At 43.7% G+C, this 16,366-nt stretch carries 15 protein-coding genes; 3 read left to right on the top strand and 12 right to left on the bottom strand.

Annotated features, from left to right (window positions below; translation table 11 throughout):
- Positions 1–20 precede the first annotated feature (20 nt).
- The 10 genes from WR49_RS01490 to nrfB form a co-directional block, all read right to left on the bottom strand.
- Positions 21–1,409: a di-heme oxidoreductase family protein gene (locus WR49_RS01490; protein ID WP_046222819.1), complete on the bottom strand. Its 1,389-nt coding sequence runs from the start codon at positions 1,407–1,409 to the stop codon at positions 21–23.
- Positions 1,410–1,519: 110 nt separating this feature from the next.
- Complete coding sequence (locus tag WR49_RS01485; RefSeq protein WP_046222818.1) at positions 1,520–2,779, bottom strand: imelysin family protein; 1,260 nt, start codon at positions 2,777–2,779, stop codon at positions 1,520–1,522.
- Between the two features lie 176 nt (positions 2,780–2,955).
- On the bottom strand, positions 2,956–3,552 hold the full coding sequence (locus tag WR49_RS01480; protein WP_017055144.1) for a GTP cyclohydrolase II: 597 nt from the start codon (positions 3,550–3,552) through the stop codon (positions 2,956–2,958).
- Positions 3,553–3,812: 260 nt separating this feature from the next.
- The gene (locus WR49_RS21420) at positions 3,813–3,989 is read right to left on the bottom strand and encodes a hypothetical protein (protein ID WP_017055143.1); all 177 of its coding nucleotides are present in this window, start codon (positions 3,987–3,989) and stop codon (positions 3,813–3,815) included.
- A gap of 88 nt (positions 3,990–4,077) precedes the next feature.
- A complete protein-coding gene (locus tag WR49_RS01470) occupies positions 4,078–4,518 on the bottom strand; it encodes a cytochrome c-type biogenesis protein CcmH (protein WP_017055142.1) in 441 nt (146 codons plus the stop codon).
- On the bottom strand, positions 4,515–5,069 hold the full coding sequence (locus WR49_RS01465; RefSeq protein ID WP_046222817.1) for a DsbE family thiol:disulfide interchange protein: 555 nt from the start codon (positions 5,067–5,069) through the stop codon (positions 4,515–4,517). Before WR49_RS01465 ends, WR49_RS01470 begins: the two co-directional genes overlap by 4 nt.
- Entirely contained in the window at positions 5,050–6,966 is a 1,917-nt protein-coding gene (locus tag WR49_RS01460) for a heme lyase CcmF/NrfE family subunit (RefSeq protein ID WP_046222816.1), read from the bottom strand. Before WR49_RS01460 ends, WR49_RS01465 begins: the two co-directional genes overlap by 20 nt.
- Positions 6,967–7,098: 132 nt before the next feature.
- Positions 7,099–8,073, bottom strand: a complete 975-nt coding sequence (gene nrfD, locus WR49_RS01455; RefSeq protein ID WP_046222815.1) for a cytochrome c nitrite reductase subunit NrfD — start codon at positions 8,071–8,073, stop codon at positions 7,099–7,101.
- A 2-nt stretch (positions 8,074–8,075) separates the two neighbouring features.
- On the bottom strand, positions 8,076–8,762 hold the full coding sequence (gene nrfC, locus WR49_RS01450) for a cytochrome c nitrite reductase Fe-S protein (RefSeq protein WP_046222814.1): 687 nt from the start codon (positions 8,760–8,762) through the stop codon (positions 8,076–8,078).
- A gap of 3 nt (positions 8,763–8,765) precedes the next feature.
- Positions 8,766–9,350, bottom strand: a complete 585-nt coding sequence (nrfB, locus tag WR49_RS01445; protein WP_046222813.1) for a cytochrome c nitrite reductase pentaheme subunit — start codon at positions 9,348–9,350, stop codon at positions 8,766–8,768.
- A gap of 481 nt (positions 9,351–9,831) precedes the next feature.
- On the opposite strand from nrfB, the gene nrfA reads away from it, so the two are divergent.
- Together nrfA and WR49_RS01435 are read left to right on the top strand one after the other, a co-directional pair.
- Positions 9,832–11,262 (top strand): ammonia-forming nitrite reductase cytochrome c552 subunit, encoded by a 1,431-nt coding sequence (gene nrfA / locus WR49_RS01440; RefSeq protein WP_017055137.1) that lies wholly within the window; start codon positions 9,832–9,834, stop codon positions 11,260–11,262.
- A 146-nt stretch (positions 11,263–11,408) separates the two neighbouring features.
- Entirely contained in the window at positions 11,409–11,753 is a 345-nt protein-coding gene (locus tag WR49_RS01435; protein ID WP_017055136.1) for a rhodanese-like domain-containing protein, read from the top strand.
- A 51-nt stretch (positions 11,754–11,804) separates the two neighbouring features.
- Here WR49_RS01435 and WR49_RS01430 read toward each other — a convergent pair whose 3' ends face one another.
- On the bottom strand, positions 11,805–12,434 hold the full coding sequence (locus WR49_RS01430; protein WP_046222812.1) for a TPR domain-containing protein: 630 nt from the start codon (positions 12,432–12,434) through the stop codon (positions 11,805–11,807).
- Positions 12,435–12,608: 174 nt separating this feature from the next.
- A complete protein-coding gene (gene gyrA / locus WR49_RS01425) occupies positions 12,609–15,269 on the bottom strand; it encodes a DNA gyrase subunit A (protein ID WP_046222811.1) in 2,661 nt (886 codons plus the stop codon).
- A gap of 292 nt (positions 15,270–15,561) precedes the next feature.
- On the opposite strand from gyrA, the gene ubiG reads away from it, so the two are divergent.
- A complete protein-coding gene (gene ubiG, locus WR49_RS01420) occupies positions 15,562–16,272 on the top strand; it encodes a bifunctional 2-polyprenyl-6-hydroxyphenol methylase/3-demethylubiquinol 3-O-methyltransferase UbiG (RefSeq protein ID WP_017055133.1) in 711 nt (236 codons plus the stop codon).
- Positions 16,273–16,366: the final 94 nt, after the last annotated feature.

The following is a 16,366-nucleotide window of genomic DNA, read 5'->3' as shown; positions in this document are numbered from 1 at the left end:
GCTACTGAATCTCATACCGACTATAGCGAATTCAAAAACGCCAGCAGTGCTTCACGCTCAGTCGCATTCAAAGACAGAACCTTTTGTCTCGCCATTTCTGCTTCACCACCGTGCCAAAGCACCGCTTCCATAACGTTTCTTGCACGACCGTCATGAAGCAAGAAGGTGTGACCGTTCACTTCTTTGGTATAGCCTAATCCCCACAATGGCGTGGTGCGCCACTCTTGACCATTGGCAAGATACTCAGGGCGATTGTCGGCTAAGCCTTCACCCATGTCGTGTAGCAACATGTCCGTGTATGGGCTAATTAACTGGTTAGATAATGCAGGCAGACCATCTCGCTCTGCTGTGCGAAATTCGGCTTGGTGACAGCTTTGACAACCAATATCTTTGAACAGTTTTTTACCTTGCAAAACAGCAAGAGAATCAACATTACGACGAATTGGAACCGCTAAGTGCTGCGAATAGAACTCAACAAACTCTAGAATGTTGTCGCTGACTTCTAGTTTGCCACCATTTGGAAAATCATCACAAGTTGATTGCGCTGATGTGCAGTTTTCATTCGGGAATAAGCGACTCGTTAAGCCCAAATCACCGTTAAACGCCGCCGCATTTTGCTGCATTAGGTTTGGCTGTCCGGCTTTCCAACCGAAGCGACCGAGTGCCATGTCATTGGTTTGAACATCAAGAACATAGTTAGCTTTACCCGACACGCCCTGTTTGTCTGCCAACTGTTGGTCAGCAAATCCTAGAATCGTTTCTTTTGGAATGCTCTCAAGCAAGCCAAGGCCGATCATTGGCGGAGCAACACGAGCTGAAAACTCTGTTTTAGGGTGCATCTCGCCAAAAGCAAGATCAGTAATCTTTAGGGTTGGTTTACGCAGAGTCACGACTGTGCCGTCTTTGAATTCAACCGGAACATCTGTGTAGCTGATGTTCACTTTACCCTCTGGTTTAACACCTTGAAGTGCGAAATCTTGAAGCTGACCACCGTAGGTCGGTTCTGGAATACCACCATCGCGAATAAAGGCTTGTCTCTGATCTGGTGTTTCAGCCGGAATGCTTAAACGAACCAACATGGATACTGCGTTCTCATCGCCTTTTTCTGGCGCGTGACCACGACCATCTTTGATGTGGCAGTTTTGGCAACCATTGGTGTTGAACAATGGCCCCAATCCATCACGAGCATCGGTTGATGATGGCGCAGGCACCCAAGGGTTTCTAAAGAAGCTGTTACCTACGCTGAAATCTAAGCGCTTGCTCATTGGTAAATTGGCAGCAGGAAGAGAAAAAGCATTCGCTCCCTCTTTCTTCACAGTAGTTTTACCACCAGAGTAGGTTTCATGGGCGTGTAATGGAGATAAGAAAAACAGTGCGGTTAATAGTGAGGCTGAGAGATACGACTTCATACATTGCCTTGCTGTGCATTTGATTTTAGTTTTTTTGATAATGACTTTCTTGAATAGCAAACAATTAAGGGCTCAATAAGAGCCCTTGCATTAGTTTTGGCCTCGGGTTCTTAGAACTCGTGATCAGCCGTGTCTGGGTTTAGACTATCAATACCAATCACACCAGCAGCACGCTCAATCGCAGCAGTTTGAGACACTAGCGCAACAATTGTTTTGTTTACTAGTGCGTTACCTGCCGCGTTGTCAGCAGCGATTAGCTGATCGAAGTGCTGGTTGTTTTTCTCAGCAGACGTTACTAATTCACCTACTTGTGCACGCGCTAGGTCAAACTGCTTTTGAATCTCTTTCGCAGCTTGCTCATCTTTTTGCTCTACTAGGTCAAACAGGCTTGGGCCTGAAAGCAGAGTGCCGTCTTCACGCTTGTATAGACCCGTGTAAACGTTGTAGATGCCTTGCTCGTTGTAGTAGTGAGAGTTGTGTGTGTTATCAGAGAAACAATCGTGCTCGTCTTCAGTCGAGTTCGCTTCTAGTGCCACCTTCATACGCTCACCCGCTAGCTCACCTAGAGACAGTGAGCCCATACCGAATAGCATTTTACGCAAACCGTTTTCGCTAGATTCAGCAAGAAGTTCTTGACGGTAGTTGCCTTTCTCGCCTTCAGCCCACTGCTTTTCCATCCACTCTAGGTCTTGAATAAGGAGTTCAGCTGATGCTTTTAGGTATGCGCCACGACGGTCACAGTTGCCATTTGTACACTCAGCGCCAACAACGAAATCTGTGTAAGCACGCTCACCTGCACCGCTGTTAGTACCGTTTAAATCTTGGCCCCAAAGTAGGAATTCAATCGCGTGGTAACCAGATGCCACGTTCGCTTCAGAACCGCCGATCTCGTTAAGGTCTGCGATTAGCTCAGGGGTAATGTTCGTTGCATCAACAGTCGTCTGACCAATTTGAAAAGTCTTGTTTGCCACGATGTTTGCGCTAGCGCCTTCGTTACCAAGCTCATATTGGTAATCAGAAGAAACGTAATCGATCAGGCCTTCATCTAGTGGCCATGCGTTTAGTTGGCCTTCCCAATCATCAACAATAACGTTACCAAAGCGGAACACTTCAGATTGTTGGTAAGGAACACGAGACTCCAGCCAAGCTTGTTTGACTTGTTCGAAGTTACCAGCAGAAGGAGAAGCTAAGAAGGTATCAATAGAAGAGTTCAACGCTTTTGCTGTAACTACTGAATCGGCAAACACTGCATGCGCGATATCTGCGTAATGTTCTACAACTTGATCTTGAGTTACTGCTGCGAAAGAAGAAGCAGAGGCAAAAATGAGTGACGAAGTTACGGCTTTTGTCACTAAAGATTTAATGGTCATGAAGCATCCTTGTTGAGCTTTAAATTATTATTCGTAGTAATAGTGCAAACTATTATCATTTACACTACGGATTAAAATAATACAAACTTACAATTTTATTGCAAGATAAATACAAAAAAACCTCACGAAGGTGAGGTCTTTAAACATTTTTGTGTTTTACGCAACAAAGAGACGAGTCAGATATCCAAATTATGTTTTCCGTGTGAGACTTTTGCCTTGAGGTAGCTTTCGTTCCCCGACTTTATATGGGCAGAGGTCTTTACCACTTCTTCAATCTCAATACCAAAAGATCTAAGCTCATTGATCTTCTTAGGGTTATTGGTCAGCAAACGGATTTTAGTGGTGCCTAAAGCTCGTAGCATTTCAGCTGCTTCTGTAAAATCACGCAAATCATCACCAAAGCCTAGGTGATTATTTGCTTCATACGTGTTCATTCCTTCACTTTGAAGACGGTAAGCATCAATTTTGTTATACAAACCAATACCGCGTCCTTCTTGGCGTAAATAAAGAATCACGCCACCCGTTTCACCCATAATCCTTATGGTTTCGTCTAACTGCTCACCACAGTCACAGCGAGATGAATGGAAAACATCACCAGTAAGACACTCAGAATGCATGCGAACAAGAGGTATGTCTTGTGTCTTATCTGCTGACTTAAATATCACAGCAACATGCTCTTTATCTGTTTTCAAACCATGAAAAGACAGAAGCTCAGCATCAATACTGCTTGTTACCCCTACTTTGAAATCTATTCTGGCACGCACTTCCGCCATAGCTATACTCACTTGAAAATTCGATGTATTTAACAACACTACATTATATGTCTAGGCAATATTTTGTAGCGAACTATCTAATGATAGACACTATGAGGCTGTTAACAATTTTTTTCAAGATCGAACAGGCAAAAAATTGTTATGTTATAACAATAAATGTTCACATAAGAAAAAAACCCACATTGGCGTGACCAATATGGGTTATAAATAAGTTTAATTGTAGTGGTTGACTAAAACTGTAGTTATACCTTGACCGCTTATCAACCAACTTGTGTTTGCTTCCAGATGACTAATTGAACCCAGGCGTTTTGCAATTCGGTCAACTCTTCCGGGGTCAAAGTAGATACACTTGACTTGGCACTGTATTTTTCGCCCCATTTATCTGCTTGGACATGGGTATGGAACTCTTTTTTTAGATTTGAGATTACGTTATCCACGAATACATCCTTATATAACAGTGCTTAGCCTTTATAATTTTTAATGTTACAAAATACAGGTCAATTGGTAAACAATAATACATGACTTTTATGAGCTCTTTCTAACACTTTTTACTGATAGATATATAAACAAGAGGAATAATAGACTGGGTAGTAGCCAAAGTAATAAGTTTGAAGCGTTCATTGCCGGCTTATAAAGTACAAATTCACCAAACCTTTCCGTCATATATTGAGTAATTTCACGATCACTCTCTCCAGCTTTTACCCTATTGAACACAACAAGACGTAAATCTTTTGCGATGGGAGAATTCGACTCAATAAGGTTTTGATTCTGACATTGCGGACAACGTAGTCTTTTTGCCAAGGAAATAGCTCGCTGCTGCTGTTCTGAGTTGTCAAACTCAAACAGTTCAACTTGAATACTCGTATCTTTATTACTGGCAGTAAACAGGTCTTCAGCCATGGTCGGAAGGCTAATCACTAAAAGAGCTGACAGCATAAACAACGTTTGTATTAGAGACTTCATCATCCATTCACACCATCAAAATACATCGCAAGCTCATCTTTCCATACCGTTTCATTAATCACGCCCGATAGCTTTTTAATGATCTGGCCATCAGCATCGACCAAATACGTTTCAGGTGTGCCGATTACGCCCAACTCTAACGCTAACTTACCTTGCGGGTCACTGATCACGGTTGAGTACGGGTTGCCAGCATTCGATAACACGTTAATCGCAGCCCCAGAGTTATCTCGATAATTAAGCCCGACGATGGGAATGCCTTTATCGTGAAGTTGAAGCAAAAATGAATGTTCGGTTTTACATATCACACACCAAGAAGCCCACACATTAACCAGTTGATAAGGATGCTGCGTGACATCAGTAAGCGTAACTTTCTGCTGACCACTGACGCCTTCACTATTTACTAACGCACTCGATGTAAATTCTGGAAATGCCCTTTGTTGTTCAGACACAATGGTCGATTGCTGCTTATTATCAAGCGCAAAGACAAACCCCAGCACCACAATCAATGCTAAGGCAATTAGACTAATTAGCTTGTTACGAACGCTGGTATGCATACTGTGACGCCTTAACGGTTTTCTTTTTACGATGAGTCAATGAGAGTAAAGCGCCGATAATGGAGAACAGTCCACCAAACCAGATCCAGCGCGCATACGCCTTATACTGAACACGAAATGCGTAAGCGGTGGAATCGACTTTCTCGCCCATGGTGATATAAACATCACCATGCCAGAACCATTTCATTGCGGGCTCACTCATGTTCATGACTCGAACTTGGTAATGCCTTCTTTCCGGCGAAATAGAAAAACTTTGCTCGCCAGACTCTAGGCTGAGTATCGCTTTTTCTGCAGTAAAGTTTGAAGCGACATACAGCTCAGTATCACGATGAGAAAGCGCCCAATCCATGAATTCGACTTCTACGCTCGGGCTTAACTTATAGCTGCGCTCAAACGAGTGGTAGCTATTCATGGCAGCACCGACCGCTAACACTGCTACCCCAACATGAGCAAAGGTCATCACCCAGACTTTGCGTTGGAACTTGGAACTGCGCGTTACCACCAAGCCATACACATGAGTGAGTAAAACCCAAAATGCGAGTGACCATGTCATCAGAGCCATCACTAGGATCTTCTCTACTTGCCAAGCGTAACAGGCGAACCCGAGACCAATCGATACTAAAGCGATCAGCATCATAACGCCTTTCGACGCTTGAGGCTTAATGCTCAACAAAGGGGCTAAGCCGACGACGGCTAACGCAAGCAAAGCCAAAGGTGCAATCAATAGATTAAAGTAAGGTGCGCCGACCGAGATGTTTCCTAGGCCAAGCAATTCAAATACCATTGGATAAAATGTTCCGAACACCACGACAGCAGTCGCCAGAACAAAAATAAGCACCGCGACTAAGCTCAAAAAGCTTTTGCTGGCGAAGCTGGTAATCGGATTAGATTCAAAAGACTCTCCTCTGACGATAAGCAGAGAAAATGAACTCACCAGCACCAGAACTAATATAAGCAGCAGTGCGATCCCTTTGGTTGGGTCGACTGCAAAAGCGTGTACCGATGTGAGTACGCCAGAACGAACAATAAAGGTGCCTAATATACTCAAACAAAACGTAATGAAAGCGAGACTGAGAGACCATTTCAGTAACTGTTGTTTGCCCTTTGCAACGCCTAGGCTGTGCAGTAAAGCGGTCGAAGTAAGCCACGGCAACAAGCTCGCATTTTCAACCGGATCCCAGAACCACCAGCCGCCCCAACCTAATTCGTAATACGCCCACCAAGAGCCAAGAATGATCCCTGCGGTTAAAAAGATCCAAGCGACTAGACACCAACTGCGACAATGAGCAACCCAATCAAATTCAATTGGATCAACCAGCAAAGCGGCAACTGCAAATGCCAGCACTACAGAAAACCCGACATAACCAAGGTAAAGTAAAGGCGGGTGAAAGATCAGACCAACATCTTGCAACATTGGGTTAAGGTCACGCCCTTCTAGCGGCAACGTCGAGTTCATTTCAAATGGGTTTGATGCGAACAAGGTGAACCAAGCAAATATCGCGAGTAGCAGATTCATCACCCACAGCACTCGGCTTTGGTATTCATTTGAATAGTGTTTTTGTAAGGCGATAACACCAGACCAGACGCTGATCGTCAGTACCCAAAATAACAAGGAACCTTCATGGCCAGCCCATACGGCCGCTAGCTTAAAAAATGAGGGTAATTGAGTATTTGAATGTTCAGCGACGTATAAGATAGAGAAGTCATCACTGACAAAGGCATAGCCAAGCAATGCGACAGAAGTGAGAGAAAACAGCGCACTTGAAAGAGAGAAACTGCGGATTAAACCTAGATTTTGCGTCCGTTTATTTAGCATTTGGTAAAACGAATGCACACCAATAATGCTGCTGAGTACAGCAACCAACACCAAACTAAACAGCCCCAAAGAACCGACCATATCACCTCAATAAGACTCTACCGGAGCAGAGCCAAGTTAAACAATTGTTCGCTTATACTGTTCCAATAAACAGAAGCCAAGTAAGCAGATGCCCAGTATCCAACATCTACTTACTCATTAACTTGCGCGAAATTAAGCTATCGTTAACTGCCCTGCATAAAGGACAAAAGTTCGCAGCATTAATACGCCCATTAGGCTTAGTGAAGTCACCGAGAAAATATACACCGAGCTATGGCGGATCGAGGTTGGTGTAACGGCATTCAGCAACAATGGTAGAACCATGCCAACACCGATAACGCCGTACCAGAACCAACTTGCCCAGAAACCACTGCCGATTGCGTTCCATACGGCTTGCTCACTTTGGCCACCAGCGAAGATAAGCCCAGTAAAGAAAGTAATAAGAACAAACAACTCAAACATCACGACCGGACGTTCGAATCCGTGAATCCATGAAATAGTCGGGCTATGAGGTGATTCTTTAAAGACCAACACACCAAATAAAATACACGCCGCCGCTCCCGAAGATAAGCTCGAGAATAAGAACAAAATCGGCAGCACGGGGTTATTCAATAGTGGGAAAGTATTTAAAGCTGAAAGCAAGAATCCGGTATAAGCGGCAAGCATTAGAGCAAGAACAGCTAAGAATACTTCCAAAGCATTCTCAAACACTTCTAATTTTCCAACCCAGATACCGACGAAATCGAGTCGCCCTTTTAACCATGTTTGGTCATTTAAAAATACGACGATTTGATCTCTAAATATAATGCCGATCCAAAGAAATAAGATCACCATATACACTTGGAATAAGATCACCCCCATCGACATCACAGACGTTGGATTATAGAAGATCATGATCTTCCAAAAAGATAACGGTTTTGTCAGGTGGAAAACCAAGATCAGTAGGCCTGAGATGATCCCAAATGGCGCAAGAAAAGCGGTCGCCTTTAACACACCATTATGAGCAGGATCGCCTTCAATGACCTTACGTTTTAGGTAAATGGAGATCATTACGGCGCCCGCCGACATCCCCGCGAGAAATAGATAGATAGCTATAATCCAGTCCCATACCACGGTACCAGACTGAAAAGCTGTGTCCCATGCACTCATAATCAGATCTCCCCTTTTTGGTGTGGCACTTTATAGAGTTTTGGCTGAGTCCCTAGGTAGGCTTTATCTCTGTAAACCACTTCCGATTGAAGCACCTCGTTTATCTCACTCTTAGGATCGTTCAGGTCGCCAAATATCAGCGCATTGGTTGGGCAAGATTCAACACAAGCAGGTAACTTCCCTTGAGCCAAGTTAGTGTCACGGCAGAAGTTACATTTATCAGCGGATTTATTCTCTGGGTGGAAAAAGCGCACTTGATATGGGCAAGCTAATAAGCAGTAACCACAACCCACACACTTCTCTTTGTGCACGTCAACAATACCGGTTTTCTCATCTTTATAGGCCGCACCCGTTGGGCAAACCATCACACACGGAGCATTATCACAATGTTGGCAAGAGTTACGGGTAAAACGGTAATCAACATTTGGATATTCGCCTTGAGGTTCGCTCTTAATGATCTCTAAGCGCGATACACCTTCAGGCACTTTGTTTACTTCACGACAAGCTTCTGTACAAGCGGTACAACCAATGCACGCGGTTTCGTCATGAATCATTCCATAACGTTTAGCCCCATCCTCTTGAACATTGGCCAACGTTTTACGGCTTGTTACCGCCGCCGTTCCTGCAACACCTGTGGTAAAAATAACGGCACCCGCGCCAGCTAAAAAGTTTCTTCTTGAGCAGCTCATAGATTACTCCCCTTCTTTCTTCTGGTTGAAGTCTGAATGGCAATCCACACACAGCTTAATGGTTTGCTTCTTATCTAAGCCCAACACCTTTGCTTCTGTCGCATGAACATCATGGCAGTTTGAACACGTTAAATTTTGTGCGTGAACGTCGTGGGTCCAACTCGCTTCGCGCAGATCATCAGGCTTGTGACAATCGATACATTGGCTATTGGCATCTAAAATTAAGCTAGGATCGAGGAAAACCTTGTCGGTCCCTGGTTGTGATTGAGCCTCACGATACTTCACCACTTTAGGCGCGCCTTCGCGGTGATCGGGGCTAATAGAACTATGACAGTCGGTACAATTTACTTCACGGCCAAGCAAAGCGTGTGCACTTTCACCATGTGAACCCAATACCGTTTCTTTTGAATCTTTATGGCACTGAACACACTTGTAGTCTTTGTCACGGATTAATTCGATTTCATGTCTTGTTGATTCTCCTACTGGCGTAACAGCAGGCTCAGCAACAGCATGAATGGAATAACCATAGAGGCAGAATGCTAGAAGGGATTTAAGCATTATGACTATGGCCAATTTAATATTGCCCATTTTATCCTTTCCTTATACCGGCATTATTTAACTCTCAACTAAATAATATTCCGGTTAAACAAAAGTACCCTTAAACGATATTATTACCGCTTAAATGATATCAATTCTTATTTTGGATAAGCCACAACGCTTTCTATAGTTAGAATATACCTCTAATTAGGTAATACGAAATTTGGATGGGTTAATCTGTGAACGCAATCACCCTATTTATATCATGGTCAATCTAGGTAATTGATTGTTATATATGATAATAATTCTCAATTGAATTTTAATACCACTAACCACCAATACCTCTTTAGGGGTATATAAACTTCAACGTGATTGAAGTCACTACCGTTAATTGATCTAAGACAAGCTATATCCAACACGTAACAAAATGTGTTTGTTTATGAATTAATATAAACAGGAATTCTCCAGTTCTTAATTTGAATAGCAAACTCACAACGCTTGGTATAAGAATCAGTATATTGGAGATATCACTGTGAAAAAGCATTGGATACGTAATTCGGTCACAGCACTATTAATGGTTAGCGCATCACTAGCAAGCGCGACCAGTTTTGCTGCGTCTGAACAAAAAGAAATTGGCGATCCTCGTAACGACCAGTTCGAGCAAAACCACCCAGATCAATATCATTCATGGAGACAAACGTCAGAAAGTGAAACTATTGAAGATGCGCTAAAAGAAGATCCCAACATGGTCATCATGTGGGCTGGCTACGGCTTCGCAAAAGATTACAACAAAGCGCGTGGTCACTTTTATGCGATTGACGATGTAAGACAAACGCTTCGTACTGGCGGCCCAACGGACGAAAGTTCAGGCCCAATGCCAATGGCGTGTTGGAGCTGTAAGAGCCCTGACGTAGCACGTGTTATCGAAGAGCGTGGCGAAGATGGTTATTTCGAAGGTAAGTGGGCGCGTCTTGGTAACGAGATCATTAACCCTATTGGCTGTTCAGACTGTCACGATACCCAAAGCGAAGGCTTTAAAAATGGTGAACCAGCACTGAAGGTGACTCGTCCTTATGTTGAACGTGCATTTGAAACAATTGGTAAAAAGTTTGATGATCAAAGCCGTTTAGACCAACAGGCTTCTGTTTGCGCCCAATGTCATGTCGAATACTACTTCACTGGGCCAACCAAAGGCGTGAAATTCCCTTGGGACCAAGGTACAACCGTCGGCGATATGGAACGTTACTATGACGCGATCAACTTTAAAGATTGGACGCATAAAGTATCGAAAGCGCCAATGCTAAAAGCGCAGCACCCTGGTTTCGAAACATGGCGTGAAGGTATCCACGGTAAAAACAAAGTCGTTTGTGCTGACTGTCATATGCCGAAAGTGACTAAAGAAGATGGCACCGTTTATACCGACCATAAAGTGGGTAACCCATTCGACCGCTTCGAAGATACGTGTGCAAACTGTCACACTCAATCGAAAGAAACCATGCGTAACATCGTATCAAGCCGTAAAGCGCAAGTTCTGAACATGAAACTGACTGCTGAGAAGCAAATCGTAGCCGCTCACTTTGAAGCAGGCGCGGCATGGGAAGCGGGTGCGACAGAGCAAGAGATGGAGCCGATCCTACTGGATATCCGTCACGCTCAATGGCGTTGGGACTACGCTATTGCATCTCACGGCATTCATATGCATGCACCTGAAATCGCTCTAGAAGTGCTAGGTACTGCCGTTGACCGTGCAGCGGATGCTCGAACTAAGATTGTTCGTCTACTGGCGAAGAAAGGCATCACCGATCCAATCGAAATTCCAGATATCTCGACAAAAGAAGCGGCTCAAAAAGCGCTTGGAATGGACATGGATAAGATGAACGCTGAGAAACAACACTTCTTAGACACGGTTGTTCCTAAATGGGAAGAGCAAGCTGAAAAGCGTGAAGCCAACTACGAATACTAGTTTCTTCAATTAGACCATTAAGTAAAAACCAGTCACACTATTGTTGTGTGGCTGGTTTTTCTGTTTTAAATATTCAGTTTTAGGTTTGAAGCATTCAAATCAATACCTACTTTCCAATGACCGTTTGCTAATTAAAGGAGTCAACAATGAAGACCTTACTTTCGCTTTCAGCATTATGCATTGCACTACTCTGTTCAGGCGTTCACGCATCAGAGCGCGCAGAGACAGGGTGGGAGTTAATAGAGAAAGGCGCATTAGTTGTTGATGTCAGAACACCTGCAGAGTTCGAACAAGGGCATCTAGACAACGCCATCAACTACCCTCTTTCTGAAGTGGCTACTCACTTTGCTAAGATAGATAAAGACCAACCAATCGTGTTGTATTGCCGCAGTGGCAATCGTTCAGGGCAAGCTTATCAATTCTTGCGCGCTCAAGGATTTACTCAAATCCACAATGCTGGTGGCTTAATAGAAATGCAGGAAAACCAATAGTCTTCGAAATGAGCTCTTAAGTAAGATCGCTACTTTAGCAATTAGCCAAGCTTAACGGATCATCTGTTTGGCTTGGTTGATCGAATGGATTATAGAAACGCGATCAATCCCCTTTTGATTGGAATCGAGAATTTGAGTCCACGCATCAATCGCTTGTTGATAGCGCATGCTAATGAAGTGATCGGTCGCAATCAGCATTAATGCAGTCCGATCGTTTGGATCAAGCTGCATTGAGTGATCCAATAACGCATTCACGTCATCGCTCATCGCTTGAGAACTAAGATAGTAAAGTGCCGTTGCTTTGGCTGCATAGAGTCCAGAAGGTGCTTGAGGATCTAATCGAATCGCGTAGTCGTAACAGGTGAACGCTGCATCAAACTCTCCTTTCTGCATATACACACCACCAAGCTTAAACCACAAACCGGATTGATTTGGGTCTTGCTTAAGGCTTTGCTGAAGCTCATCTTTGAAATCTGTTGCTGTGTAACTATTGCTATCATCCAAAGGAAGTTGAGGTAACTCTTGTTTCAGTTGAGACCAGACAAGCACACTCAAAGCCACTGCAGTAAATGAAATCATCACATTGCCTTTTAGATGACTGCCATTGTTGTTCGCGGCAACAACGATCACCACCAAAAACAGGCTCATCAATAACAAAGCAGCCAGTAACCAGATATCCATTTTACTCTCCCTTTTTATCCGCCCATTCACTCTACCTCTTTCACCACAAAGCAAACTTGATCAAGGTATAGCTATTGGTATTTAACGATTATCCACAAATAACAGGTAATAAAAAACCGAGCACTTAGGCTCGGTTTTTTCAATGGTAAACTTAATTACTTAGCGTAATCGAGATTACTCAGAGTCTTGTTCGCTATCACTTTCAGAGTCAGAAGCATCTGATGCTTGCTCTTCACTTGATTCTGCAACTTCAGCGTTGATAGTTTCAGCATTTGCTTCTTCAGCTTCGCCTTCGACAATCTCAGCTTCTTCTACTTCGTCGATACGTTGTAGACCTACAACATTCTCGTCTCCAGCAGTACGAATCAGTGTTACACCTTGAGTGTTACGACCGACTTGGCTTACTTCCGCGACGTAAGTACGTACCAATGTACCTGCGTCAGTGATCATCATCATCTCATCGCCTTCTTCAACTTGAACCGCACCAACAACCGGGCCATTACGTTCAGAGACTTTGATAGATACTACACCTTGAGTTGCACGACCTTTCGTTGGGTATTCAGCTAGTTCAGTACGCTTACCGTAACCGTTTTGCGTCACAGTTAAGATATCGCCTTCATTTGAAGGAACAATCAATGAAACCACTTGATCGTTTTCTGGAAGCTTCATACCACGAACACCAGAGGCAGTACGACCCATTGCTCGTACTTTGTCCTCATTAAAGCGGACAACCTTGCCCGATTGAGAGAACAGCATAATGTCGCTATCACCATTAGTAATATCAACGCCAATCAATGAATCGTCGTCGCGTAAATTAACAGCAATTAGGCCATTAGCACGTACGTTTGCGAATTGATCCAGAGGTGTCTTTTTAACAGTACCGTCGCCTGTTGCCATGAAGATGAATTTCTCGCTAGAGAACTCAGAAACACGCAGAATAGCCGTAATACGCTCACCTTCTTCTAGAGGAAGAATGTTAATGATAGGCTTACCACGAGCTGTGCGACTTGCTAACGGTAGTTGGTAAACTTTCAGACGGTATGTCTTACCACGTGTAGAGAAACATAAGATGTTATCATGAGTATTAGCGACAAGCAGACGCTCAATGTAATCCTCATCTTTCATCTTAGTAGCACTCTTACCTTTACCACCACGATGCTGGGATTCGTAATCGCTTAGGATTTGGTACTTAACGTAACCTGCGTTAGAAAGCGTTACTACAACGTCTTCTTGAGCAATCAGCTCTTCCATGTCGATATCATGAACTGCCGTTGTGATTTCTGTTCGACGTTCGTCGCCATAGATTTCACGTACCGCTTCAAGTTCTTCACGGATAACTTCCATCAAACGCTCAGTGCTTGCAAGGATATGCATTAGCTCAGCGATTTCTTCTAGAAGTGCTTTGTACTCATCTAGAATCTTCTCGTGCTCAAGGCCAGTTAGGCGGTGAAGACGAAGTTCTAGAATAGCTTGTGCTTGTGTTTCCGTTAGGAAGTATTGGCCATCGCGGATGCCGTATTGGTCTTCCAACCAATCAGGACGAGCCGCATCAGTACCAGCACGTTCAAGCATGGAAGCAACGTTACCAAGATCCCATCCGCGCGCCACTAAGCCAGCTTTTGCTTCAGCTGGTGTTGGAGCGTTACGGATAAGCTCGATGATTTCATCGATGTTAGCCAGTGCTAGAGACAGTGCTTCAAGGATGTGTGCACGGTCACGCGCTTTCTTCAGCTCAAAGATAGTACGACGAGTCACTACTTCGCGACGGTGGTCTACGAAGCACTTAAGCATATCTTTGATGTTGAACAACTGTGGTTGACCGTTGTTCAACGCAACCATGTTGATGCCGAAAGTCGTTTGCAGTTGAGTCTGTGAGTAAAGGTTGTTCAGAACAACTTCACCTACAGCATCACGCTTACATTCAATAACAATACGCATACCATCTTTATCAGATTCGTCACGTAGAGCACTGATGCCTTCAACTTTCTTATCTTTAACCAGTTCAGCTATCTTCTCAATCAAACGAGCTTTGTTTACTTGGTAAGGAATTTCAGTAACGATAATGGTTTCTTTACCATTATTTTCTACTTCAATATTCGCTTTTGAACGCATGTAAACTTTACCGCGGCCAGTCTTATAAGCATCAACGATGCCTTTACGACCACTGATAAGTGCTGCTGTCGGGAAATCAGGACCAGGGATATAGTCCATTAGCTCATCAATAGTAATATCTTCATTATTGATAAATGCTAAACAGCCATCAACAACTTCACCAAGGTTGTGGGGTGGGATGTTAGTAGCCATACCTACTGCGATACCAGAAGCACCGTTTACCAATAGATTAGGAATTTTTGTAGGAAGTACTGCTGGAATTTGCTCTGTACCATCGTAGTTCGGTACGTAATCCACAGTTTCCTTATCAAGGTCAGCCAGGAGCTCGTGAGCAATTTTCGCCATACGAACTTCGGTATAACGCATTGCAGCCGCGGAGTCGCCATCGATAGAACCAAAGTTACCTTGGCCATCAACTAGCATATAACGCAGTGAGAACGGTTGAGCCATACGAACAATCGTATCGTATACCGCACTATCACCATGCGGGTGGTATTTACCGATTACATCACCTACTACACGAGCAGACTTTTTATATGGTTTGTTCCAATCATTACCTAGTACATTCATCGCGAACAAAACGCGGCGGTGTACAGGCTTTAGGCCATCACGCACATCTGGAAGGGCACGACCAACGATGACGGACATCGCGTAGTCTAGGTATGAACCTCTAAGCTCATCTTCAATATTTACGGGCGTGATCTCTTTCGCTAGATCGCTCATAGAGCCATTTTCCCTCTATAGTCAGATCGTATTTTTGAATACGTATAAGACCGAAAAATATAACACAAATTTACCTACGGAGGCATCACTTTCCCTCTCCTTTTACCATCTTGTGACCCTTGTAGCCAATCAATTGATGAGAAATTGCACCTCCGCGTCATATCTCGCTGAAACATGGTCACTTTACACCCAATAAATTAGCAAAATTGTAGATCTTCTGGTCAAGGCGAAAAGGCAAGCTATAATGCCTGCAATTTCATGGATGCATTATTTAACTTGGAAATGCCCGATTATGACTAAATCACAGAATGTAGACCCAGCAGAAATCAAGAAATTCGAAGACATGGCATCACGCTGGTGGGATCTAGAAGGCGAGTTTAAGCCATTACATCAGATCAACCCACTTCGCCTAAATTATGTACTAGAGAAAACCGAAGGCCTGTTTGGCAAGAAAGTACTCGATGTTGGCTGCGGCGGTGGCATTTTGGCTGAAAGCATGGCCGTTGAAGGCGCAGTAGTGACAGGTCTAGACATGGGTACAGAGCCGCTTGAAGTAGCTCGCTTGCATGCATTAGAAACCGGTACCAAGCTAGATTACATTCAGAGCACAATCGAAGACCACGCAGAAGAAAACCCACAAACTTACGATGTGGTGACTTGTATGGAAATGTTAGAGCATGTGCCTGACCCACAATCGGTGATTAACGCATGTTCAAAGTTAGTGAAACCTGGCGGCCACGTATTCTTTTCTACCTTGAACCGGAATTTCAAATCTTACTTGTTTGCAATTGTTGGTGCGGAGAAGCTATTAAAGATCGTTCCAAAGGGCACTCATGAGCACGAGAAGTTCATTCGCCCTGCTGAACTTATCAAGATGATTGATAACACACCGCTGCAAGAACTAGGGATTACAGGGCTGCACTACAACCCATTAACGGACACTTACCGTTTAGGGATAAATGTGGACGTTAACTACATCGTTCACACCCAAAATTTCGCCTAAAAAATATCGACACCCCAACCGTAAAATTATTTAGCAAATAGGCTCACGAAAAAGGTTGCAATTAACATAAGTTTGCGACTTTTTTCAGTCTAAA

Origin of the sequence: Vibrio sp. ECSMB14106 (assembly GCF_000972265.1) — a bacterium.
GTDB lineage: Bacteria > Pseudomonadota > Gammaproteobacteria > Enterobacterales > Vibrionaceae > Vibrio > Vibrio kanaloae.
This window is presented reverse-complemented; position numbering and strand designations above follow the sequence as displayed.